Raw genomic sequence first — 24,665 nt, 5'->3', positions numbered from 1 at the left:
AGCGTCAGCTTTTTTATTGCCATTAGGATTGTCGTGCACGCCATTCAATTTCCAGCCGAATTGCCGGTTGTTCAAGAAAAACAGACCATTCAAAACGCCATTAGTAAGAACCAGGTGGTGATTGTTGCGGGTGAAACGGGCTCAGGTAAAACCACCCAGTTACCCAAAATGCTGCTTGAGCTAGGTTATGGCGACCCAGAGCAAGGCCGCATGATTGGTCACACCCAGCCGCGCCGGTTAGCAGCGCGGAGTGTGGCTGCTCGTATTGCGCAAGAACTGCAAACTGAACTTGGCAGCGTAGTGGGTTACAAAGTACGTTTTCAAGATGAAACCGCGCCTGGTACTCGTATCAAGTTAGTGACTGACGGCATGTTATTGGCTGAGCTACAAAACGACCGCTTGCTCAGCTGCTACGACGCATTAATTATTGATGAAGCACACGAGCGCAGTCTGAATATTGATTTTTTACTCGGCGTGTTGGCGAGCATTTTGCCAAAACGGCCAGAGTTGAAGTTAATTATTACCTCGGCCACCATTGAAACAGAGCGATTTTCTAAGCATTTTAGCAATGCCCCAATTATTACCGTAAGTGGGCGTACCTACCCAGTTGAAGTACGGTACCGTGCACTGCAAGACGCAGACACCGATAATGATGACTTAGACGTCGTACAAGGCGTGTGTGATGCACTACTAGAACTGCAACGCGAAGCGCCGGGCGATGTTTTGATATTTGCTAGTGGCGAGCGAGAAATTCGTGATTTTGCTGAAGCCATTGGCGAGTTAAAGCTAACCAATACTGAAATTTTGCCGTTATTTGCGCGGCTATCTGCGGCCGAACAAAACCGTATTTTTCAAAGCCACAGTTCGCGACGCGTGGTTATTGCCACCAACGTAGCGGAAACCTCGTTAACCGTACCCGGAATTCGCTATGTCATTGATCCAGGTACTGCCCGTATAAGCCGATATAGCTATCGCACCAAAGTTCAGCGCCTGCCTATTGAGAAAATATCACAAGCCAGCGCTAACCAGCGTGCTGGGCGTTGTGGTCGTGTTGCGCCAGGTATTTGTATTCGTTTGTATAGCGAAGAGGATTATTTAGCGCGCCCCGAGTATACCGATCCGGAAATTTTACGAACCAATTTGGCGGCGGTTATTCTGCAAATGACCTCGGCGAAATTGGGCGATATTCGCAAATTTCCGTTTATTGAGCGCCCTGATGAGCGCTACATTAATGATGGCTTAAATCTGCTTCAAGAGCTCCATGCGTTAGCACCGCAGCGCAAAGGGCAGGCTAAGAAGCGACGTGGCTACAATGGGCCACGCTTAACGACGCTAGGTCGACAGCTTGCCCAGTTACCGCTTGACCCGCGTTTGGCACGTATGGTGTTGGCGGCGAACCAATTTGGTTGTATGCAAGAAGTGATGGTGATTGTGGCCGCACTAAGTATTCAAGACCCACGCGAGCGACCACAGCAAGGGGCGCAAAAAGCCGATGAGCTGCATCAGCGGTTTCATGATAAAGATTCTGACTTTGCAGGCTACCTAAAGTTGTGGGCGTATTTAAACGAGCTGCAACATGAATTATCGAAAACGCAATTCAGAAAACGCTTAAAACAAGAGTTTTTGCATTTTCTGCGAGTGCGGGAATGGCAAGACGTATACACCCAAGTACGGCAAACAGTACGGAGCTTAGGCTTTCGCATTAACCAAGAGCCAGCTAGCTATGAGGCGGTACACCGGGCACTGCTAACCGGTATGTTGTCACAACTAGGGCAAAAGCAAGAAGGCCATGAGTATTTGGGTGCTCGCAACCGTAAGTTCTATATTTTTCCCGGCTCTGGCTTATTTAAAAAGTCACCAAAGTGGGTCATGGCGGCTGAAATGGTGGAAACCTCTCGGTTGTTTGCGCGTACTAATGCGCGCATTGAGCCAGAATGGATTGAACCGGCGGCCGAACATTTAGTGAAACGCAATTATTACGAGCCGCACTTTTCGAAAAAGCAAGGCTCGGTTGTGGCCGACGAACAGGTCACCTTGTTTGGTTTGATTATCGTACCGCGGCGTAAAGTACAGTTTGGCCCGGTTGACCCTGTTGCTGCGCGTGAGATTTTTATACGCGAAGCACTCGTCCAGGGCCAGCTGAAGCGTCCGTTACCTTTTGTCGCGCATAACTTGGCGCTGATTGAGCAAGTTCGTGAGCTGGAAGAAAAGTCACGGCGTCGTGATATTTTGATAGACGACGAGGCCTTGTATGCGGCTTACGATCGCGATATTCCGGCTGGCATATACAACGAACAACTATTAGCTGGCTGGTGGCACAAGGCGGTCAAACAACAACCTAAACTGTTGCGCTTTGAGCGTGATGATTTAATGGCGCAAGACGCAAGCCATGTGACCGCGTTGGATTACCCAAACACCTGGCAGCAGGGTAATATACGTCTGCAGCTTAGCTACGTATTTGAGCCTACAGCAGAAGACGACGGTGTGACGGTTGAAATACCCTTGGCTTTGTTGAACCAAGTGACAGCCGATGGTTTTGATTGGCTGATTCCTGCTCTGCGCCACGACTTAGTGGTGGCGTGGATTAAATCATTGCCGAAAACCTTACGTCGTAACTTTGTCCCCGCACCGAATTACGCTGAGGCATTTTTGGCAGACTGCAGCGCTGAATTGATCGCTTCTACACCGCTATTAGACGCCTTAGCGAGTAAACTGCGGCGTATGACAGGTGTGACAATACCCGCGGATGCATGGGACAGCACTCAAGTTCCACGCCATTTACAAATGAATTTTGCTGCTGTGAATGAGCAGGGTGTGCGGGTGCGCAGTAGTCGTGACCTTGAGTTTTTACAGCAAAGCATGCAAGGGCAAGTTAAGCAGGCTTTAAGCCAAGCCGTGAAGCAAGCAGACGAAACGCCGCAAGCAGCAACGGAATGGGTGTTTGGTGAGTTACCGCAAACTTTAGAGCAGCAACAACGCGGTTATGCAATTAAGGCGTATCCAGCCTTGGTGCCTGAAGGTGAAGGCGTTCGCAAGGAGCTGTTTGATACCGCCATTCAAGCTGAGCAGGCACACCGCCAGGGCCTGCGTCATTTATTGCTGGCGCAATTACCATCGCCGGTACGTTATTTGCAGCAATCGCTTTCAAATAAAGCCAAATTAGCCATGTATTACAACCCGTGGGGCAAAGTTGACGACTTGATTCACGACTGCATTATGGCCGCTTTGGATGAGTTTATAGCGGCCAACCCAGCGCGAACGAGCGAAGCCTTCAAACAGCTTTTTGAGCATGCACGCGCTGAGTTAAACGAACGAGTTAGTGCTATTGCGCAACTGGTGGAGCCTTGTTTAGTGCAAAGCCAAGCCATTCGCAAGCGCTTAAAGGGCAAAGTAAGCTTGGACCAAATTCAGGCGCATGGCGATATTAAAGATCAGTTAGATCATTTAGTGTATCGGGGCTTTGTTAGCGATATTGGGGCTGAGCGATTGCGCGATATTCCGCGTTATTTGCAAGCCATTGAGCGGCGTTTAGAAAAACTACCGGTTGATCCGAATAAAGATAGGCTACACACCTTGGTATTGACTGATTTACAGAGTGATTACCAGAAATTGTTAGCTAAAGTGCCAAAAGGGCAGCCTATTTCTGCAGACATTAGCGAGATTCGATGGATGCTTGAAGAACTCCGTGTGAGCTTTTTTGCGCAAACCTTAGGCACCCGCTATCCCATTTCGGAAAAGCGGGTGCGACAAGCATTAACTAGCGTATAAGTTTAAATTTTCGCGTGCATAGGCTTCAAATTCAGTACAGCCGCCAATGTGGGTTTCGTCAACGAAAATCTGCGGTACGGTTAGTACTGGTGCGCCAACGGTTTTTTCAAGGTCAGCTTTGGTAATGCCTTCTTCGTGCATGTCGACATAGCGAAATTCGAAATCGTCACGATCTTCCGCTAGCTTTTCAGCAATTTGTTTTGCGCGAACGCAATATGGGCAACCTGGGCGACCGAAAATAACAGTAAACATGAACAACTCCTGTTTTTAAAAATAATAACTGGTGGGTATTTTCCTATAAACAGACGCGAGTTTCCAATGGGTTTGTTTGATATGGCTTATCGATTTGGTCGATTATTGATTAATTTCAATGTCTGAAGCGGGCACACAGCAACAGGCTAAGCAGTCACCGGGGCGAATAAAAGCAAGTGGGTCATTGATATAGGTGACATCGCCGGCGGTTAGTTGCACGCGACACGCACCGCAAAAGCCATTGCGGCAATGGTAGTGCGGCTCAAGGCCTGCTTGCTCAAGCGCTTCAAGCAAAGTGTTACCTTGTGAAGCGTCAACGGTCAGCTCGTGCTGACCGTTGACTTTAACTTTAAAGACTTGGCTCATTGTCGCTCATAGGGCAAGTTATAGCTCGAAGTCTCCCAAATCGGAGGCGCTTACTTCGCTATCGATTTGACCAACAAGGTATGAGGTGATTTCTGCTTCTTGCGGCGCTACCTGCACATTATCAGACACCAAATACTTGTTCATCCAGGGTAATGGGTTGCTACGTTGCTTAAATGGCGCGTCAAAGCCAATGGCTTCCATGCGCATGTTGGCAATGTATTCAACGTATTGGCAGAGCATTTCTTCATTGAGGCCAATCATTGAACCGTTGCGAAACAAGTAGTGCGCCCATTGTTTTTCTTGCTCAACCGCATTCATAAAAATTTGCAGTGCTTCTTCGCGCAATTCTTCGGCAATTTCTTTCATTTCTGGGTCGTCTTGACCGTATTGCCATAAGTTGATGATTTGCTGGGTAGACACCAAGTGAAGGTTTTCGTCACGAGCAATAAGACGAATAATTTTCGAGTTACCTTCCATTAAGTCGCGCTCAGCAAAGGCGAATGTACATGCAAAGCTTACGTAAAAACGAACTGCTTCTAGGGCGTTAACTGAGTTAATGCACAAGAACAATTTCTTTTTCAGTTCGCGCATGTTTACGATGTGCTTTGCGCCATCGACTTCCCATTCACCTTCACCGTGGGTTTGCCACAGCTGGGTGTAGAAAATGAGGTCGTCGTAATATTTCGAGATGTCATTGGCGCGCTTTTGAATTTCTTCGTTAATTACGATGTCTTCAAATACTTCGCTCGGGTCGGTAAATAGGTTACGCAAAATGTGCGTGTACGAGCGCGAGTGAATGGTTTCAAAAAACGACCAAGTTTCTATCCAGGTTTCTAGCTCTGGAATAGACACAATAGGTAACAGCGCGATATTTGGGCTACGGCCTTGTACCGAGTCAAGCAGCGTTTGGTATTTCAAGTTTGAAATAAAAATGTGCTTTTCACTTTCGGTCAATGCCTGGAAATCAACCCGATCACGGCTAACATCAACTTCTTCTGGACGCCAAAAGAAGCTGATTTGTTTTTCAATGAGCTTTTCAAAAACACTGTGTTTTTGTTGATCATACCGCGCTACGTTGACCGAGTTACCAAAAAACATCGGCTCTTTTAACGGGTTGATCTGATTTTTATTAAAGGTTGAATAACTCATAATTTAGCGCACCATTTATTGAATGGACTGCCCGAACTTGGTTGTTAAGTTCGGGCGTTTAATTGGACTTTCCGCTCGCACGGCCACACTAGATTTTACAAGCACCGCCGGCGCAATCATCATCTTCTTCAACGACTGCAACAGTCGCTTGTTGGTTTTCTTGTTCGCGAGTTTTGGCTTCAACTTTATCGCGTAAATCGACTTGATTGTCAGAAGCACCGTCGCGCGTGTTGTGATAGTAAAGGGTTTTTACGCCAAGTTTGTAGGCATATAGCAAGTCTTGTAGCAATTGCTTCATGGGTACTTTGCCTGCTTCAAACTTGTTCGGGTCATAGTTGGTATTGGCCGAAATAGTTTGATCGACAAACTTTTGCATAATACCAACCAGTTCTAAGTAACCCTTATTACTTGGAATTTGCCACAACAGTTCATAGGCATTTTTAAGCGTTTCGTACTCTGGCACCACTTGCTTGGTAATACCGTCTTTTGACGCTTTCACACTGATATGGCCACGTGGTGGTTCAATACCATTGGTCGCGTTAGAAATTTGCGAAGACGTTTCTGACGGCATTAATGCCGATAAGGTTGAGTTACGCATGCCATGTTTTTTAATGTCTTCACGTAATTTGTCCCAATCAAGCTGCAGCGGCTCGCTACAAATGGTGTCGAGATCTTTCTTATAGGTATCAATTGGCATGATGCCTTTTGAATACGTGGTTTCATTAAATTTAGGGCAGGCGCCTTTTTCTTTGGCTAAGTTCATTGAAGCCTTCATTAGATAATACTGAATTGCTTCAAAGGTACGATGGGTAAGCCCGTTGGCAGAGCCATCTGAGTAGCGCACACCGTTTTTCGCCAAATAATAAGCGTAGTTAATAACACCAATGCCTAAGGTACGGCGCCCCATGGTGGCGTTACGCGCTGCCGGCACTGGGTATTCTTGGTAATCGAGTAGGCTATCAAGCGCGCGCACGGCTAATTCGGCCATCTCGTCAAGGTCATCCAGTGTGTTAATCGCGCCTAAGTTAAAGGCGGACAGCGTGCAAAGGGCAATTTCACCTTCTTCGTCATTTACATGTGCCAACGGCTTGGTTGGCAGGGCGATTTCCAGGCATAAGTTGCTCTGGCGAATCGGCGCCACTTTCGGGTCAAATGGACTATGGGTATTGCAGTGGTCAACGTTCTGCAAGTAAATGCGGCCCGTGCTGGCACGTTCTTGCATGAACAAGCTAAACAATTCGATAGCCTTAATGCGCTTTTTGCGAATGTTATCGTCAGCTTCGTACTGTTTGTATAAACGCTCAAACTCGTCTTGGTCGGCGAAGAATGAGTCGTACAGGCCCGGAACGTCCGACGGGCTAAACAAAGTAATGTAATCGTCTTTGATCAAACGTTGGTACATGACGCGGTTAAATTGCACGCCATAGTCTAGGTGACGTACGCGGTTTTCTTCAACGCCGCGGTTGTTCTTCAAAACCAATAAGCTTTCTACTTCAAGGTGCCATAGCGGATAGAATAGGGTGGCTGCACCACCACGAACTCCGCCTTGCGAGCAGCTCTTCACCGCTGTTTGGAAGTATTTGTAAAACGGAATACAGCCGGTGTGGAAGGCCTCACCGCCGCGAATTGGGCTACCCAGTGCACGAATACGCCCCGCGTTAATACCAATGCCCGCGCGCTGTGATACATATTTCACAATGGCGCTTGCAGTGGCGTTAATTGAGTCAAGGCTGTCGCCGGCTTCAATGAGTACACATGAGCTGAATTGACGCGTCGGGGTACGTACACCTGACATAATCGGTGTCGGTAGTGAAATTTTGAACTCTGAGGTCGCGTCGTAAAAACGCTTGATGTAGTCCATGCGCGTGTCTTTCGGGTAGTTTGCGAACAAACATGCCGCAACAAGAACGTATAAAAATTGCGCGCTCTCGTAAATTTCACCGGTGACACGGTTTTGTACGAGGTATTTACCTTCGAGCTGTTTTACCGCCGCGTATGAAAAGTTTAAGTCGCGAGAATGATCAATAAAATCATTCATTTGCTCAAACTCTTCTTGGCTGTAATCTTCTAACAAATGCTTGTCATAACGGCCCGCAGCGACCATTTTGGTTACTTGGTCATACAAGTGCGGCGGCTCAAACTGGTTGTAGGCCAGTTTACGTAAATGGAAGATCGCCAAACGAGCGGCCATGTACTGATAATCAGGCACTTCTTCTGAAATTAAATCAGCGGCTGCTTTAATAATGGTTTCATGAATATCTTCAGTTTTAATGCCGTCATAAAACTGAATGTGAGATTTGATTTCAACTTGTGAGACTGAAACGTCGTTGAGGCCTTCGGCGGCCCAGCTGATAACGCGGTGGATTTTATCCAAATTCAGAGGTTCACGTTCGCCGCTACGTTTAGTTACGAAGAGCTGTTGATTCATGAGGCGCATCCATATTCGTTGTTGTTATATAATATTTGTGTAGCCACAAGATATGGTGCAGTAAGGGGCTGCTCGTGCGTTTTTTACACAATATCTTGGGTTGATCGAATGACCTGTATCCTAGCACTTATCGCACACTGATCAAGACAATTTACCGCTCGAAATTGGGGAAAAAAGCTGAATGCAAGTGGGGGCTTTCGCTAAAACGCTTGCCATTAAAGCAGCTTAGGAAAATCAATAGCAGAAAAAATTTTTCTTATTATTTTTTTGTCTTTTAACCGACATGTTCAGATAACTAATTTATAAGCGTTGATTAACAAGGGTTTCACAAGATGTTCAGCAAATTCCTACATTCGACACAACATCTTGTGTTTAAGGATTACTCAGACCACAATTCGAGCAATTCTTCAGGACGGTCAATCATGGCATTTGCACCCCAAATTTCGGGTTGATCGGTGGCACTTATATAGCCATACCGAGCGAGCACCGTGAACATATTGGCGCGTCGTCCAGCTTCAATGTCGCGTTCAGCGTCGCCAATATACCAACAATTCGCAGCATCCACTTGTAACAGGTCGGCGGCGTGCAACAAGGGCTCGGGGTTTGGCTTAGCAACCGCTAAGGTGTCGCCACTAATCACCACCTGTATATGGGCAAACTCTGGATAACATGGCACCAATTGTGCTGTTAATGCGTGCGGCTTATTGGTGACAATGGCTACAGGAATAGCGCGCTGTTGTAGTTGCTGCAGCAACTCACCAACCCCGTGAAAGGGTTTGGTATGTGCAGCAATGTTGGCCGCATAAGCAGCAAGGAAAGCGCTACGCAGCTCATCGCGGCGCTGCTCAAATTCGTCGCCATAGGCATAACGCAAAAGGCCAGCAGAACCGTGTGAAGCCAACGGCGTATATTCCTCGGCACTGACCAGTGGGCGTTGTTCGGCGGCTAACACGCGGTTTAAAGCCGCACCTAAGTCGGGTGCGGTATCTAGTAATGTGCCGTCTAAGTCAAACAGCACGGCTTGTGGTAAGGAATACTTCATAGCGGTTTACGCAGGCAGACAATGTAATTCACGTCGACATTGCTATCATCAAGATAAAATCCGCGCCATGGCAAGTAGTGCATGCCGGTCATAGCTTGGGCTTCGAGCTTGACCGCATCGGTCATACGTAACAGCTCGGCGGGTTGAATAAACTTGGCATGTTCATGAGTTCCTTTCGGTACCCAACCTAATACGTATTCAGCCGCCACAATACCGAGTAACCATGACTTGGCATTGCGGTTCAGTGTTGAAAAGAACACATAGCCACCAGGTTTCACCGCCTGCGCAGCTGCTTTAACAATGGCGGCTGGGTCGGGCACGTGTTCTAACATTTCAAGGCAGGTCACTACGTCAAACTGTTCGGTGTGCTCGGCCGCAAATTGTTCTGCTGGTACAAACTCGTAGGTAATGTCGAGTTTGCTTTCTAACGCATGCAAGCGGGCAACTTGCAGCGACTGCTCAGCCATATCAATGCCGGTGACCCGTGCGCCCGCACGCGCTAAGCCTTCAGCCAATAAACCGCCACCACAGCCAATATCGAGCACTTGCTGGTCAAACACGCCGTTGCAATGCTGCAAAATGTAGTCAAGACGTAACGGGTTAATTAAATGAAGCGGTTTAAATTCGCCTTCGGGGTCCCACCACCGTGAGGCAATGGCACTAAATTTTTCAATTTCTGCTGGATCAACGTTCGAATTTGGGTTCATAGGGCTTCTGCTACGGCTTAAAAGTCGGTACAGTGTACTCAACCTACAGGGATAAAAAAAGATGCGATAGCGCCTCGCTACGGGTACAATGCGCAATCGTACGAATTATAAGAAAGACAGATCGTTTAGGGATATAACTATTATGAGTGATCTCGCCAGAGAAGTCGTTCCGGTCAATATTGAAGATGAATTAAAGAGCTCTTACCTTGATTACGCCATGAGCGTTATTGTAGGGCGGGCGTTACCGGACGTTCGTGATGGTCTAAAACCGGTTCACCGTCGCGTATTATTTGCGATGAATGAATTGCGTAACGACTTTAACAAGCCTTACAAAAAGTCGGCACGTATTGTCGGTGACGTTATCGGTAAATACCACCCGCATGGTGACAGCGCAGTGTACGACACCATCGTACGTATGGCGCAACCATTCTCATTACGCTACATGTTGGTTGATGGCCAAGGTAACTTCGGTTCCGTTGATGGTGACTCAGCTGCGGCAATGCGTTACACCGAAATTCGAATGGCTAAAATTGCCAGTGAATTACTTTCCGACCTTGATAAAGAAACGGTCGACTTTGTGCCGAACTATGACGGCACCGAACAAATTCCAGAAGTATTGCCAACTCGGGTACCGAATCTCTTAGTCAATGGTTCGTCGGGTATTGCCGTCGGTATGGCAACCAATATTCCGCCACACAACTTAACTGAAGTTGTGAACGGCTGTTTGGCGATGATTGATAATCCAGATATTCAAATTGATGAATTGATGGAATACATTCCTGGCCCTGACTTTCCAACGGCTGCTTCTATTTCTGGCCGTGCTGGCATTATTGAAGCCTACAAAACCGGTCGTGGCCGTATTCATTTGCGCGCCAAAGCGGAAGTAGAAACCGACAGCAATGGTCGCGAAGCCATTATCGTGACTGAAATTCCTTACCAGGTGAATAAAGCGAAGCTGATTGAAAAAATTGCTGAGTTGGTCAAAGAAAAACGCCTTGAAGGGATCAGTGGCCTGCGCGATGAGTCTGATAAAGACGGCATGCGCATTGTCATTGAAATTAAGCGCGGTGAAGTTGCCGAAGTCATTTTGAACCATCTGTATGCCAACACCCAAATGCAAGTGGTGTTTGGTATAAACATGGTTGCTTTGGATAAAAACCAGCCACGTTTATTTAATCTGCGCGACATGCTTGAGTGCTTTATTTTACACCGCCGTGAAGTGGTCACACGTCGCTCGGTTTATGAATTGCGCAAAGCACGTGAACGTGCACACATCTTAGAAGGCTTAGCCATTGCGCTGGCCAATATTGATGAAATTATTGAGTTAATTCGTCGCTCACAAACAGCAGCAGACGCGAAAGCGGGCTTAACCAGCCGTGCGTGGCAGTTAGGTGACGTTGCAGCCATGCTTGAACGCGCTGGTGTTGATGCAGCACGCCCTGATCACTTAAGCGCTGAGTTTGGCATTCGTGACGGCCAATATTACTTAACTGAAGAGCAAGCACAGGCCATTTTGGACTTGCGTTTGCATAAGTTAACCGGCCTTGAGCACGAGAAAATTCTTGAAGAATACAAGAACCTTCTGCAAATCATTGAAGAGCTACTGCATATTTTGAACAACGCAGAACGCTTGATGGAAGTGATTCGCGAAGAGCTGGAAAAAATTAAGGCTGAATATGGCGATGCGCGCCGTACAGAAATTACTGCAGCTGCGCACGACATCAGCATGGAAGACTTAATTAACGAAGAAGACGTGGTGGTGACCTTGTCGCATCACGGTTATGTGAAGTATCAACCGTTAACCGAATACGAAGCGCAGCGTCGCGGTGGTAAAGGTAAATCAGCCACGAAGATGAAAGATGAAGATTTCATTGAGCGTTTATGGGTTGCGAACACGCACGACACCATTTTGTGCTTCTCAACCCGTGGCCGTATTTACTGGATGAAAGTGTATCAATTGCCGTTGGCAACGCGCACTTCGCGTGGCCGACCTATTGTGAACTTGTTGCCGCTTGAGGCTGATGAGCGCATTACCGCTATTCTGCCGACGCGTGACTACCCAGACGATAAATATATTGTTATGGCGACCCGTAACGGTACCGTGAAAAAGACCCCAATGGAGGCTTATTCACGCCCTCGTAGCGGCGGTATTATTGCCTTGAACCTGAACGATGGCGATGAGCTTATCGGGGTTGACGTAACCACCGCGGGTGACGAAGTCATGTTGTTCTCGGATGCCGGTAAAGTGGTTCGCTTTAGCGAAGAGCAAATTCGCTCCATGGGCCGCACCGCAACGGGTGTGCGTGGTATTCGCCTAGAACAAGGTCAACGCGTGGTGTCACTGATTGTGCCGCGGACCATTGAAGAAGAAGTGCCGACTATTTTAACCGTGACCGAAAATGGCTACGGCAAACGCACACCAATTACCGATTACCCGGCGAAAAGTCGTGCGACCAAGGGCGTTGTGTCTATTAAAGTCAGTGAGCGCAATGGCTTGGTTGTAGGTGCTATGGAAGTTGTCGATACCAACCAAATTATGCTGATTAGCAACAAAGGTACCTTAGTACGTACCCGTGTTAATGAAGTATCAGTGGTTGGGCGTAACACCCAAGGCGTTCGTTTAATTCGCACTGGCGCTGACGAAAAAGTAGTTGGTATGCAGCGCATTGACGAAGTGGATGAAGACGATGAAACCGATGCGTTGCTCAATGAGCCGGTTGACGGCGAAGACAACAACGAACCTTTAGACGATGATGCGGATGACGCACCTGTTGATGACGTAACTGAGGAATAATTGCATGAGCGCCCCGTTTAACTTTTCTGCGGGGCCGGCAATGCTGCCGGCAGAGGTGATGAAGCAAGCCCAAGAGGAATTCCTGAACTGGAATAATCTGGGTATTTCGGTGATGGAAATTAGCCATCGTGATCCCGCTTTTATTCGCCTTGCTGAGCAGGCCGAGCAGGACCTACGTGAGTTAATGGCTATTCCCGACAACTATCAAGTGCTGTTTATGCACGGTGGAGGTCGGGGACAGTTTAGTGCGGTGCCACAAAATATCGCTGGCCCTAACGCGACTGTGGACTATTTAAACTGCGGCATTTGGTCGGAGTTTGCCATTCGTGAAGCGCAAAAATACGTGCAGCATGTGAACGTGGTGGGTGCCGCGGAGCAAACCGAGCAGGGCAAAGCATTAGCCCCGCGCGAACGCTGGCAGCTATCTGACAATGCCGCGTATTTTCATTATTGCCCCAATGAAACCGTTGATGGTATTGCACTGCATGACATTCCAGATGTGCAGGCGCCTATTGTGGCCGACATGTCGTCGAATATACTTTCTGAACCGCTTGATGTGAGCCGCTTTGGCATTATTTACGCCGGCGCGCAGAAAAACATTGGGCCTTCAGGCTTTGCCATTACCATTGTACGCGAAGATTTGCTTGGGCATGCGCAAGGCAACACGTCAACCATTATGGATTACACCGTACAAGCCAAAGAACGCTCTATGTACAACACCCCGAATACCTTCGCTTGGTATTTATCAGCGTTAGTGTTTCAGTGGTTAAAACGCCAAGGCGGGGTGGCTGCTATGGGTGAGGTGAATCGCGCCAAAGCAGCGAAACTGTACGATTTTATTGACAGTTCAGACTTCTACCGTAACCCGGTGCACCCTAACTATCGCTCGCGAATGAACGTACCATTCCTGCTTGCTGATGAACGTCTTGACGGTGACTTTTTGAAACAGGCTGCACAAGCCGGTTTAATTGGTTTGAAAGGGCACCGCTTTGTGGGCGGCATGCGTGCGAGTATTTATAATGCGATGCCGTTGGCTGGGGTTGAGGCGTTAGTGGATTTTATGCGCGAATTCGAGCGCAAAGCCTAAAATAAAAGACGTTATTCGTTATTCGTCCGTTCACGATGTTCTCTGTTCGTCCGTGCTTCGCACTGTTCGAATAGCGAAGCGGACGAACAACGAAGTGTACGAACAACGAACAACGAGAGTTATTAATGACTGAATTTAATGCGAAAGCACTTGCGAACCCAGGAATTCGAACGTTAAGCCCGTATCAGGCGGGAAAGCCAATTGAAGAAGTTGAACGTGAACTGGGTATTAAAAATATTGTGAAATTAGCGTCAAATGAAAATCCTCTTGGTTTAAGTGCTAAGGTAAAAGGTGCGTTGCAAGATGCACTGAGTGGACTCGCTCGCTATCCAGATGCCAATGGGTTTTATTTGAAAACCAAGTTGGCGGAAAAGTTTGGCGTTCACACCAATCAAATCACCTTAGGTAATGGCTCTAACGACGTTTTAGAGCTATTGGCACGTACCTTCGTTAATGAAACTCATGAAGTTATCTTTGCTCAGCATGCGTTTGTTGTTTACCCACTGGTAACTCAAGCCATTGGTGCGAAAGGGGTCGCGGTGCCAGCAAAGAATTACGGCCACGATTTACCCGCTATGTTAGCGGCTATTACGCCGAAAACACGGATGATTTTTATTGCTAACCCGAATAACCCAACCGGTACGTTCTTAACCAAAGAAGAGCTGGCTGAGTTTATTGCGCAGGTGCCGCAGAATGTGTTGGTGGTGCTAGATGAAGCCTACTATGAATATGTGAGCGAAGCTGAACGCGCGCCGTCGGTGGAATGGATTGCGCAGTACCCGAATTTAATTGTAAGCCGTACTTTTTCGAAAGCTTATGGTTTAGCCGGTTTACGTGCGGGCTATGTCATTACCCACCCAGATATTGCCGATTTAATGAACCGTGTGCGTCAGCCGTTTAACATGAACAGCTTGAGTTTACGCGCGGCCGAGGTGGTATTAGATGACCAAGAGTACCTTGCTGAATCGATTCGCGTGAATGCAGACGGCATGGCGCAGTTGGTGCAGTTTTGTGAACAAAGTGGCTTAAACTACATTCCGTCACACGGCAATTTTTTAACCATTGAAGTGGGCTCTGAAGCGGCGGAAATATATCAGCAACTATTGCGTGCAGGCGTTATTGTTCGTCCTGTTGCCGGCTATCAGTTGCCTAATCACTTGCGGGTGAGTATTGGTTTGCCAGCCGAAAACCAAGCATTTATTGATGCAATGGCTAACCTACTGAAATGATCACCTTACAAGGCCTACGCAGCTGCCGCGGTGAAGTAACCTTACCGGGCTCAAAGAGTATCGCTAACCGTGCTCTACTCATGGCTGCGTTGTGCCAACCAGGGCAACAAACTCAACTGACCAATGTGTTACGCAGCGACGATACCGAGCGCATGCTTGAAGCCTTAGTTGCCCTTGGTGTTCAGGTTGAAGTTGCCGATGGGCACACAACTACCATAACCGTTACCGGTTGTGGTGGGCAGTGGCCAACCATTCCGCAAGCGCTTGATTTAGGTAATGCCGGAACGGCCATGCGGCCACTTATTGCCGTGCTTGCGGCCACCTTTGCGCAGCGAACCGACCACCCTCAGTGCGTATTAACGGGTGACGCGCGTATGCAAGAACGACCAGCCGGCGCGCTGATTGATACCCTGCGCCAGGCTGGTGCCGAACTAACTTGTTTGCAGCATGAAGGTTTTCCGCCCGTTGATATTGGTTCGGGTATGGCGCATGGCATGATAAGCATTGATGGAAGTGCCTCAAGCCAGTATGTTTCGGCGTTACTCATGGCGTTGCCGCTGTTACCGGGCGATAGTGTGTTGCAGCTAACCGGACAAGTGGTGAGCTGGCCATATATTGAGCTAACCTTGTCTATGTTGCAGCGTTTTGGCATTGAAATACACCGTATTTGCCGCCAAGAGTTTATGATTCCCGGCAACCAAAGCTATCGCAGCCCAGGTGAATACTGGTTAGAAGGGGATGCTAGCGCAGCCTCATATTGGATGGCCGCAGCGGCTATTGCTGATGGCCCACTCACCATACACGGTGTTGGCAGTGAGAGTATTCAAGGTGACGTGCAGTTTGCCGACTACTTGGCGCAAATGGGCGCGCAGGTTCGCGTTGATAAGCATGCGATTACCGTCAGTAAAGGGCCATTAAAGGCGCTTGATGCCGATTTGAATGCAATTCCTGATGCTGCCATGACCTTTGCAACCTTAGCGCTCTTTGCGAAAGGCACAACCCACATTCGAAACATCGCCAATTGGCGGATTAAAGAAACCGATCGGTTAACCGCAATGGCAGCTGAGCTGCGCAAGGTTGGGGCGCATGTGGTTGAAACAGAAGACGCTATTTCGGTTACGCCACCAGAACAACTTACCCACGCACAAATAGCGACATACAATGATCATCGCATGGCGATGAGCTTCGCATTACTGGGCTTTAGCGATGTGGGCGTGACCATTTTAAACCCCGAATGCAGCAGCAAAACCTACCCGAATTTCTTTTCTGAGTTTTGTAATATCACGCAAAATTCATAAACAGATCATGGAACGATCAGCAATATAGGGTGCAATTTTCTGCCAGATCCGTATAATTGCGGCGCTTTTATTTTGGTAGAGGATAGCATGAGCAAAAACACACCCGTAATCACTATTGATGGCCCAAGCGGCTCAGGCAAAGGCACCGTAAGCCGTATTTTAGCGGACAAACTCGGTTGGCACTTGCTTGACAGTGGTGCTATTTATCGTGTGTTAGCCTTAGCTGCCATTCACCATGGCTTCGCGGCAGACGATGAAGAAAGCTTAGTGGCACTAGCCGGCGCTCTTGACGTTAAGTTTGACGTTGAGGAAGACCCAGAGCTAACCCATATTATTTTGGAAGGCGAAGATGTCACCATGACGATTCGCACCCAAGAAGTGGCGAATATGGCGTCTAAGGTCGCTGCATTGCCGCGTGTTCGTGAAGCCTTATTGCGCCGCCAGCGAGCCTTTAAAGACCTACCTGGCTTGGTTGCAGACGGCCGTGATATGGGTACCGTGGTGTTTACCGACGCGGCAGCAAAAGTCTTTTTAACCGCAAGCCCTGAAGAGCGCGCCCGTCGTCGCTTTGAGCAATTGCGGGAAAAAGGAATTGATGCTAAAATTGACCAATTAATCACCGAGATTCGCGAACGCGATGAACGGGACACCAACCGCTCGGTTGCGCCACTGTGTGCTGCCGAGGGTTCGCTATTTATCGATTCAACGAATTTGACTATTACCGAAGTGGTTGATCAAATTCTGGAGTTTGCTCATGGCAAGCTCTCCAAATCTGAGACTAGCAGCGTCGAATAGCTGCTCGCTTAGGGGTCTGTAGCAAGGACAGCCATCAGATCAATTTTAATAACCCCGCCATTCGGGATTGCTTGGTGGACGTACTTAACTAAAAGTAGTTAACACATATGTCAGAAAATTTTGCACAACTGTTTGAAGAAAGCCTCAAAGAGGTCGAAACTCGCCCAGGTTCTATCGTTAAAGGCACCATCGTAGCTATCAACCGTGACGTTGTTCTTGTTGACGCTGGTTTGAAATCTGAAAGTGCTATCCCTGTTGAACAATTCCGTAACGCTGAAGGCGTTGTTGAAGTTCAAGTGGGCGACGAAGTTGACGTTGCATTGGATGCAGTAGAAGACGGCTTTGGTGAAACCATCCTGTCTCGCGAGAAAGCGAAGCGCTACGAAGCTTGGTTGCAGCTTGAGAAAGCTTACGAAGACCAAGAAACTGTTACCGGTTTAATTAGCGGTAAAGTGAAAGGCGGCTTCACAGTTGATTTAGGTGGCGTACGTGCGTTCTTACCAGGTTCATTGGTTGACGTTCGTCCAGTTCGTGAAACAACGCACCTAGAAAACAAAGAATTAGAGTTCAAAGTTATCAAGCTTGACCAGAAGCGCAACAACGTTGTTGTTTCACGTCGTGCAGTGATTGAAACTGAGAACAGTGCAGAGCGCGACGAGTTGCTTGAGAACCTACAAGAAGGCCAAGAAGTTAAGGGTATCGTTAAGAACCTGACTGACTACGGCGCATTCGTAGACTTAGGCGGCGTTGATGGCTTGTTGCACATCACCGACATGGCTTGGAAACGCGTTAAGCACCCAAGCGAAGTGGTTAACGTTGGTGACGAAATCAACGTGAAAGTATTGAAGTTTGACCGTGAGCGTACTCGCGTATCGCTTGGCTTGAAGCAATTGGGCGCTGATCCATGGGCTGATATTGCTGCGCGTTACCCAGAAGGCCACCGTTTGACTGGTCGTGTAACCAACTTAACTGACTACGGCTGCTTCGTTGAAATCGAAGAAGGCGTTGAAGGTTTGGTACACGTTTCTGAAATGGATTGGACCAACAAAAACGTACACCCATCTAAAGTTGTTAACTTGGATGACGTGGTTGAAGTTATGGTTCTTGAAATTGACGAAGAACGTCGTCGTATTTCACTTGGCCTGAAACAGTGTAAAGCTAACCCGTGGGAAGAGTTCGCGAAGAACTTCAACAAGGGCGACAAAGTGTCAGGTAAGATCAAGTCAATCACTGACTTCGGTATCTTTATCGGCTTAGACGGCGGTATCGACGGCTTGGTTCACCTTTCAGACATCAGCTGGAACGCAGTTGGCGAAGAAGCGGTACGCGACTTCAAGAAAGGCGAAGAAGTGACAGCAGTGGTATTACAAGTTGACGCAGAGCGTGAGCGTATCTCTCTAGGTATCAAGCAATTAGAAGAAGATCCGTTCAACAATTACCTAGCGGCCAACAAAAAAGGTGCTATTGTTAAAGGTAAGGTCATCGAAGTTGATGCCAAAGGTGCCAAAGTTGAGCTGGCTGACAGCGTTGAAGGTTACGTTCGCGTTGCTGACATTTCACGTGACCGCATTGAAGATGCGACCACTGAATTAAGCGTTGGTGACGAAATTGAAGCGCGCTTCATGGGCGTGGATCGTAAGAACCGTACCTTAAGCTTGTCTATCCGTGCGAAAGACGAAGTTGAAGAGAAAGAAGCGATTGACTCAGTGAACAAGCAGCAAGACGAAGGCGACTTCACGAACGCAATGGCTGAAGCTTTCAAAGCAGCTAAAAGCGACGACTAAAAGCTTCTTAGCGTAGGCCCGAAAGCATTGACGCATTGTTAGAGGAGAAAGTGATGACAAAATCGGAACTGATTACCCAGTTGACGAAGTTGTACCCAGAGCTGTCTCCGCGTCAGGTTGAAGATGCGGTGAAAGAACTTATCGAACAGATGGCCCAGCAAATGGCCTCTGGTGGACGAATTGAGATTCGTGGCTTTGGTAGTTTTTCCCTGCATTATCGGGCCCCACGCGAGGGGCGTAATCCGAAAACGGGCGAAAAGGTGCAGTTGGACGCAAAACACGTTCCGCACTTTAAGCCCGGTAAAGAACTGCGAGAGCGGGTCGACAATATCGGATAATTTTAACGTCGAGTTAATAAGAACGGCATGCTATATTAAGCATGCCGTTTTTTTTTAGCGCATGACAGGAAAGATCATGATTCGATTCATATTTGTTAGCCTGCCGCTGATTATTTTATTTCTTATTGCCATTGCCTTTGGGGCGCTGAATAATCAGGTTATTGCGGTTGATTTTATTCTAGCTAAGCAACAAGTTAGCGTTGCAACCGTTGGTGCCATATTTTTAGCGCTAGGTTTTATTATTGGCTTATTCAGCATGTTAGCTGCGCAATTTGGATTGCGTCGCGAAAACCGTCAGTTAAAAAAACAACTTGTGAGCGATAAGAGTCAAGCCTAATGTTAGAGCTGCTGTTTCTGCTATTACCAGTTGCCGCTGCCTATGGTTGGTTCATGGGGCGCAATAGCGTTCGCAATGAAAATAGACAAGAACAAGAGCAATTCTCCCGCCAATACGTAACTGGCCTTAATTTGTTACTTTCTGATCAACCCGACAAAGCGGTTGATTTATTTATTGAATTACTTGATGTCGACTCTGACACACTAGAGACACACTGGGCGCTAGGGAAGCTATTTCGTCGCCGAGGTGAGCTTGACCGAGCCATAAAAATACATCAAAACCTAACCTCGCGGCCGAGCATTAGTGAACAAGAACGCCGGCAGGCCATGTTCGAGTTAGGTCTTGATTATTTAGCTGCTGGCATTTTTGACCGCGCCGAAGAAATGCTCCTTGCGCTACAAAACGATAAACAGTTCCGAGAGGCCTGTCAGCGCCATTTGCTTGAGTTATATGAAGCAACCCATGAATGGGATAAAGCGATTAAGGTTGCGCTAAAACTGATGCGCTTTGATCGTTCCGCCGAACTCGTAGTAGCCCAGTTGTACTGCGAGCTAGCTGAGCGTCAAACGGAACCTGAACCAACCGAAAAGTATTATCTAAAAGCGCGACAGCATGACCCCGATTGTGTGCGCGCAGCGTTGGCGCTTGGCCGCATGTGGTACAACCAAGGCTTATACCGTAAAGCACAAAAAATGCTGATGGGTATTTTAGACGAAGACCCAGAATTTATTAGTGAAGCACTGCCGCTTATTAAAGCTTGTTTTGATGAAGTGGATGATCAAGGTGGCTTGATTCAGTTTTTGCACCAATGCGTGAAAAGTGCGCATTCAACTACCGCAGCAGTGATGTTGTCAGAGATGATTGCGCGCGAAAACGGCATCGAGGCAGCCGAGCAATTTGTGCAGAACTCGTTGGTGGAAAACCCAACCATGAAAGGCTTCCATAAGTTAATGGACTTTCATATTCGTGCCGCCGATGTGGGCAGCGCACGCGACAGTTTGAAAATGCTGCAACGCCTAGTGCAGCAACAAATGAAGCAGCGGCCAAAATACCGTTGCCGTCATTGCGGATTTTCAGGTAGTACTTTGTATTGGCACTGTCCGTCGTGCCGTACTTGGGGTGAAATTAAGCCAATTATAGGCCTAGATGGAGAATAGATGTCTAATTCGTTGATTTTTGTAGCACTAGATTATGCCGATGCCGAATCGGCGTGGCCTTTGATTGACCAGTTGTCACCGCAACAATGTGGTTTAAAAGTTGGCAAAGAACTGTTTACCAGTGCCGGGCCAGATTTTATAAAAGCCTTGGTTGAGCGCGGTTTTAAAGTGTTTCTGGACTTAAAGTTTCATGATATTCCAAACACGGCTGGCAAAGCAGTACGTGCAGCGGCCGAGTTAGGCGTTTGGATGGTGAATGTGCATGCCAGTGGTGGCCGACGGATGCTCGAAGCGGCTCGTGATGCCATTGCAGACATGCCCAACAGACCCCATTTAATTGCCGTTACCGTGTTAACCAGTATGACCGAAGAAGACCTGCGAGAAGTTGGTATTACGGTGTCGCCACAGCAGCAGGTGTTGCGTTTAGCACAACTAACCAAAGCAGCTGGTTTAGACGGTGTTGTGTGTTCAGCACAAGAAGCCCAAATGATAGCCCAGCAGTGCGGTGACGGCTTTATTCGTGTTACCCCTGGTATTCGCCCAGTGGGTGCCGAACAAGGCGATCAGCGCCGTGTAATGACACCGCCAGAAGCTGCGGCGCTTGGTATTGAAGTGCTGGTCATTGGGCGTCCGATTACCCAAGCGAGTGACCCGGTGGCGGCATTGAACGCAATACATGAATCTCTGACAGCTTAATCCGTGATAATAATTCGCCTTTGTTTCAGGGCATGAATACACTTCTGTAGTGCGCAATTTCAAGCACAAAACCTTTTATGTTTTGAACTAACGGTTTATCAGGAGTGTATTCATATGTTACGGAAAACCTTTCTTTCAGCGGCTCTTATGCTTCCTATGTTGGCACCGATGATGGCAACAGCCCCGGTTTCAGCAGCTGCCTTAGCACCATGGCAGACAGCCGCACAGCAAACCCAAATAAACATTAATACCGCGGACGCCGAGCAGTTAGCTTACGCCCTCACCGGTGTTGGCATTAAACGGGCGAAAGACATTATTAAATTGCGCGACGAGCTAGGCCAATTTAGCGATGTGAATCAACTCATGCAGGTAAAGGGTATTGGCCCGCGTATGCTAGAGCTGAACAAAGACCGAATTGTGCTGTAATTTTAGTCACGACTGTTGTCGGTAGCGGTTGACTTGCTTGGCGTAATTGCCAACGAAGCTAATCGCCGCCGATGCAGTCGCCACGCAACCACCCCGGCAACCAGTCCTGCCCCATGAACATAGCCAAAGGTATTGCCCTGGCTAAGTAGAATTTGGCTGTCTAATAAGCCTGCTATTTCCAGCACGACTTTAAGCGTTAGCAATGCGATGGACAGTGGCGGTAGCCAGTCGTTGAATGAGTATTTTTGTTTTGCCCACTCCAATAATAGGCTCATCACCAATAAGCCGTGAATTAACCCAGATAAGCCAACAAAGCGTTCAGGCACGCCGACCAACCAAACCAATATCGAACACAGGGTCGCGATAACTAATATTGCGTTTAGCCAAGTTCTGACGTCAAAGTGGCGCGCAAAGAACACGCAAACCACAACCAGGCCCAACGCATTGTAAAGCACGTGGCGGGCATCTAAATGGAAAATATGTGCGGTCACTAAGCGCCATGGTTCTTGCCAAGCTAAGGCTTGTGCGAAGTCGTACTGGTTAAGTAGTGAGCCAGTTTCGACTTGATAGTACGGCAGCCAAATGGCAACTGCAGCAAGAACAAGGCTACAAATAATCACTTGAATGGCTTCATTTACTTTATGCATGGCATTGATCGTTGTTCGTGAGTACAAGTGTACGTATGATAGGGTTTTGTTACGGAGGCTGTAAACCAAGCCGCGTTTATTTCTCAGTAAAAGGTATGATCATGCGTTTATTCATGTTGTTTGCGCTTGTATTCCTCAATGCTTGCGCTGAACCGCAAGTTAACCAATCTAATTCACCGTCAGGGTCAACACCTCAACTAAAGCAAGCGAATGATAACAGCAAGGCTTTTGATCCTGAGGCTGCTACTGGCTATACCAAGAAGCAAGGCGTGCAATCGCAGCGTTATATGGTGGCGGCCGCAACGCCAGCTGCGGCGAGGGCAGGTGAAGAAATTCTCGCCAAAGGTGGTAGTGCTATTGACGCCGCTATTGCTGTCCAGTCTATGCTGACACTTACTGAGCCACAGTCATCTGGTCTTGGTGGTGGCGGTTTCATGTTGTACTGGCATGCCGAGTCACAGCGCTTATACACCATTGACGCCCGTGAAACCGCGCCAGCAGCAGCAACACCAGCCTTATTTTTAGACGCGCAAGGTAAGCCGCCGGCTAGCTTTATGGAAGCAGTAACAGGCGGCCGTTCGGTTGGCACTCCAGGTATTCTGCGCGGCTTAGAGCTAGCCCATGAAAAATGGGGGAAGTTACCTTGGTCCACGTTGTTTCAAAGCACCATATTGGCGGCTGAGCAAGGTTTTGAAGTGTCGCCACGCTTGGCTAAATTACTGGCCATGGAGCTAAGCCCCGGCCTAACTAAAATGTCGCCCGGCAACGATTATTTTTACCCTAATGGGCAGGCTCTTACAGTAGGAGCTGTACGTAATAATCCCGAATTAGCACAGAGCTTAAAGCTTATTGCAGAGCAGGGTGCTGATGCTTTTTATCGTGGCCCAATTGCCGAAAAGATAATTGCTGCGGTACAAAACTCGCCGCTAAACCCCGGTTTGTTAAGTGCACAAGACTTGGCTAGCTATCAAGCGCAGGTGCGTGAGCCCGTGTGTGCTGAATACCGAATTTATGAGGTTTGTGGCATGGGGCCTCCCAGTTCGGGTGGTATAACCGTGTTACAAATTTTGGGCTTGCTTGAGAATTTTCCGGTAGCAGAGTTGCCGGTCAATGGTGAACTGGCCAGTCATTACTTTACCCAGGCGTCGCGTTTAGCTTTTGCTGATCGTAATCGTTATATTGCGGATAGTGATTTCGTTGAGGTACCCGTAGAGCAGTTGTTAAACAAGCGCTATTTAGCGAGTCGAGCGCAGTTAATTAGCCAGCAAGACATGGGCAAAGCGCAGGCCGGCACCCCGAGTGAATTAAATGCTCAGCTGAGTTATGCCGATGACAAATCGCCTGAATTTCCAAATACCACTCACGTGAGCATTGTTGATGCAAAGGGCAACGTTTTCTCAATGACCTCAAGTATTGAAATGGGCTTTGGCTCTGGTGTGATGGCAGCGGGCTTTTTGCTCAATAACCAATTAACTGATTTTTCGATTGTTCCTGAACAAAATGGCAAGTTGGTTGCAAACCGGGTGCAAGCCGGCAAACGTCCGCGCAGTTCAATGGCGCCCATGATGGTGTTTGATCAACAGGGCGCGCCATTGCATGCCGTGGGTTCACCTGGCGGCGCGCGTATTATTAACTACGTGGCGCAAACATTAGTTGGGCTGTTAGATTGGAATTTAGACATGCAGAGCGCGATTAACTTGCCCCACATAACCAACTTAAATGGCGTGACAAATTTAGAACAAGGTACCGCCATGGAAGCGTTAGCTGCGCCGCTAGAGGCTCGCGGCCACAGCGTAAAGGTACAAGACTTAAATAGCGGCCTTCACGGCATCACGTTAAGCCCTGAAGGTGGGTTGTATGGCGGTGCTGACCCGCGTCGTGAAGGTATTGCGACAGGTTTGTAGTTAGTCGCTTTGAGCGGTTACGGTTGGAATCCACTGGCCGTAACCGCGTGCTTCCATGTCTTCTAGCGGAATAAATTCAACCGCCGCTGAATTGACGCAGTGCCTTGTTCCCAGCGGCATTGGGCCATCATCAAAAACATGGCCTAAGTGCGAATCGGCTTCGGTACTGCGAATTTCTGTGCGGCGCATACCAAATTTTAAGTCGGTATGGGTTGTGACTGACGAGTCGGTAATGGTTTTGGTAAAACTTGGCCAACCACAACTTGAGTCAAATTTGTCTGCTGAAGAATACAGCGGCTCGCCACTTACAACGTCCACATAAATACCTTGCCGCCGCTCATTCCAATAGGGATTCTGAAAGGGCGGTTCGGTGCCGTCTTGCTGCGTGACGTAGTATTGCATGTCGGTTAAACGCTGCTTTAACTCGTGGTCGCTTGGCTTTTTGAAGTTAGACATAAAAC

21 protein-coding genes are annotated in these 24,665 nt (G+C 48.1%); 13 read left to right on the top strand and 8 right to left on the bottom strand.

Annotation, left to right across the window (positions count from 1 at the left end; all coding sequences use genetic code 11):
- Positions 1–33 precede the first annotated feature (33 nt).
- Complete coding sequence (gene hrpA, locus BM334_RS05790; protein WP_241970907.1) at positions 34–3,768, top strand: ATP-dependent RNA helicase HrpA; 3,735 nt, start codon at positions 34–36, stop codon at positions 3,766–3,768.
- On the opposite strand, the gene BM334_RS05785 is transcribed toward hrpA, so the two are convergent.
- From BM334_RS05785 to ubiG, 6 genes are all read right to left on the bottom strand, one after another.
- Positions 3,754–4,020, bottom strand: a complete 267-nt coding sequence (locus BM334_RS05785) for a GrxA family glutaredoxin (RefSeq protein WP_055437845.1) — start codon at positions 4,018–4,020, stop codon at positions 3,754–3,756. The two genes, hrpA and BM334_RS05785, sit on opposite strands and share 15 nt — an antisense overlap.
- A gap of 102 nt (positions 4,021–4,122) precedes the next feature.
- A complete protein-coding gene (gene yfaE / locus BM334_RS05780; RefSeq protein WP_092839079.1) occupies positions 4,123–4,386 on the bottom strand; it encodes a class I ribonucleotide reductase maintenance protein YfaE in 264 nt (87 codons plus the stop codon).
- 18 nt (positions 4,387–4,404) lie between these two features.
- Positions 4,405–5,535 carry a class Ia ribonucleoside-diphosphate reductase subunit beta gene (gene nrdB, locus BM334_RS05775; protein ID WP_092839075.1) on the bottom strand — a complete coding sequence of 377 codons (1,131 nt, stop codon included), beginning with the start codon at positions 5,533–5,535 and terminating at the stop codon, positions 4,405–4,407.
- A gap of 88 nt (positions 5,536–5,623) precedes the next feature.
- The gene (gene nrdA / locus BM334_RS05770) at positions 5,624–7,963 is read right to left on the bottom strand and encodes a class 1a ribonucleoside-diphosphate reductase subunit alpha (protein WP_092839337.1); all 2,340 of its coding nucleotides are present in this window, start codon (positions 7,961–7,963) and stop codon (positions 5,624–5,626) included.
- Positions 7,964–8,342: 379 nt separating this feature from the next.
- Positions 8,343–9,005 carry an HAD family hydrolase gene (locus BM334_RS05765; protein WP_092839072.1) on the bottom strand — a complete coding sequence of 221 codons (663 nt, stop codon included), beginning with the start codon at positions 9,003–9,005 and terminating at the stop codon, positions 8,343–8,345.
- Positions 9,002–9,712: a bifunctional 2-polyprenyl-6-hydroxyphenol methylase/3-demethylubiquinol 3-O-methyltransferase UbiG gene (ubiG, locus tag BM334_RS05760; protein WP_092839069.1), complete on the bottom strand. Its 711-nt coding sequence runs from the start codon at positions 9,710–9,712 to the stop codon at positions 9,002–9,004. Before ubiG ends, BM334_RS05765 begins: the two co-directional genes overlap by 4 nt.
- A 142-nt stretch (positions 9,713–9,854) precedes the next feature.
- Here ubiG and gyrA point away from each other — a divergent pair, with 142 nt between their 5' ends.
- The 11 genes from gyrA (at position 9,855) to BM334_RS05705 (ending at position 21,653) form a co-directional block, all read left to right on the top strand.
- Positions 9,855–12,506, top strand: a complete 2,652-nt coding sequence (gene gyrA / locus BM334_RS05755; protein ID WP_092839066.1) for a DNA topoisomerase (ATP-hydrolyzing) subunit A — start codon at positions 9,855–9,857, stop codon at positions 12,504–12,506.
- A gap of 4 nt (positions 12,507–12,510) precedes the next feature.
- Positions 12,511–13,593 (top strand): 3-phosphoserine/phosphohydroxythreonine transaminase, encoded by a 1,083-nt coding sequence (serC, locus tag BM334_RS05750; protein WP_092839063.1) that lies wholly within the window; start codon positions 12,511–12,513, stop codon positions 13,591–13,593.
- A gap of 125 nt (positions 13,594–13,718) precedes the next feature.
- Positions 13,719–14,822: a histidinol-phosphate transaminase gene (hisC, locus tag BM334_RS05745; RefSeq protein ID WP_092839060.1), complete on the top strand. Its 1,104-nt coding sequence runs from the start codon at positions 13,719–13,721 to the stop codon at positions 14,820–14,822.
- Positions 14,819–16,120: a 3-phosphoshikimate 1-carboxyvinyltransferase gene (aroA, locus tag BM334_RS05740; RefSeq protein ID WP_092839057.1), complete on the top strand. Its 1,302-nt coding sequence runs from the start codon at positions 14,819–14,821 to the stop codon at positions 16,118–16,120. Before hisC ends, aroA begins: the two co-directional genes overlap by 4 nt.
- An 87-nt stretch (positions 16,121–16,207) precedes the next feature.
- Positions 16,208–16,915, top strand: a complete 708-nt coding sequence (gene cmk / locus BM334_RS05735; RefSeq protein ID WP_092839054.1) for a (d)CMP kinase — start codon at positions 16,208–16,210, stop codon at positions 16,913–16,915.
- Between the two features lie 107 nt (positions 16,916–17,022).
- Complete coding sequence (gene rpsA / locus BM334_RS05730; RefSeq protein WP_092839051.1) at positions 17,023–18,699, top strand: 30S ribosomal protein S1; 1,677 nt, start codon at positions 17,023–17,025, stop codon at positions 18,697–18,699.
- 53 nt (positions 18,700–18,752) lie between these two features.
- On the top strand, positions 18,753–19,037 hold the full coding sequence (locus BM334_RS05725) for an integration host factor subunit beta (protein ID WP_055437856.1): 285 nt from the start codon (positions 18,753–18,755) through the stop codon (positions 19,035–19,037).
- Between the two features lie 76 nt (positions 19,038–19,113).
- A complete protein-coding gene (locus BM334_RS05720; RefSeq protein ID WP_157981863.1) occupies positions 19,114–19,374 on the top strand; it encodes a lipopolysaccharide assembly protein LapA domain-containing protein in 261 nt (86 codons plus the stop codon).
- Positions 19,374–20,531, top strand: a complete 1,158-nt coding sequence (lapB, locus tag BM334_RS05715) for a lipopolysaccharide assembly protein LapB (RefSeq protein WP_092839044.1) — start codon at positions 19,374–19,376, stop codon at positions 20,529–20,531. Before BM334_RS05720 ends, lapB begins: the two co-directional genes overlap by 1 nt.
- Complete coding sequence (gene pyrF / locus BM334_RS05710; RefSeq protein ID WP_092839041.1) at positions 20,532–21,227, top strand: orotidine-5'-phosphate decarboxylase; 696 nt, start codon at positions 20,532–20,534, stop codon at positions 21,225–21,227.
- 114 nt (positions 21,228–21,341) lie between these two features.
- The gene (locus BM334_RS05705; protein ID WP_198677339.1) at positions 21,342–21,653 is read left to right on the top strand and encodes a ComEA family DNA-binding protein; all 312 of its coding nucleotides are present in this window, start codon (positions 21,342–21,344) and stop codon (positions 21,651–21,653) included.
- A gap of 2 nt (positions 21,654–21,655) precedes the next feature.
- Here BM334_RS05705 and rrtA read toward each other — a convergent pair whose 3' ends face one another.
- Positions 21,656–22,300 (bottom strand): rhombosortase, encoded by a 645-nt coding sequence (gene rrtA / locus BM334_RS05700; RefSeq protein ID WP_092839038.1) that lies wholly within the window; start codon positions 22,298–22,300, stop codon positions 21,656–21,658.
- 101 nt (positions 22,301–22,401) lie between these two features.
- Here rrtA and ggt point away from each other — a divergent pair, with 101 nt between their 5' ends.
- Positions 22,402–24,204: a gamma-glutamyltransferase gene (gene ggt / locus BM334_RS05695; RefSeq protein WP_420849430.1), complete on the top strand. Its 1,803-nt coding sequence runs from the start codon at positions 22,402–22,404 to the stop codon at positions 24,202–24,204.
- Here ggt and msrB read toward each other — a convergent pair whose 3' ends face one another.
- The gene (msrB, locus tag BM334_RS05690) at positions 24,205–24,660 is read right to left on the bottom strand and encodes a peptide-methionine (R)-S-oxide reductase MsrB (RefSeq protein ID WP_092839032.1); all 456 of its coding nucleotides are present in this window, start codon (positions 24,658–24,660) and stop codon (positions 24,205–24,207) included.
- Positions 24,661–24,665 lie beyond the last annotated feature (5 nt).

The sequence above is a fragment of the Pseudidiomarina donghaiensis genome (genome assembly GCF_900116895.1).
Taxonomy (GTDB): domain Bacteria; phylum Pseudomonadota; class Gammaproteobacteria; order Enterobacterales; family Alteromonadaceae; genus Pseudidiomarina; species Pseudidiomarina donghaiensis.
The sequence above is the reverse complement of the archived record's forward strand: the minus strand, read 5'-3'. Positions and strand labels throughout refer to the sequence as shown.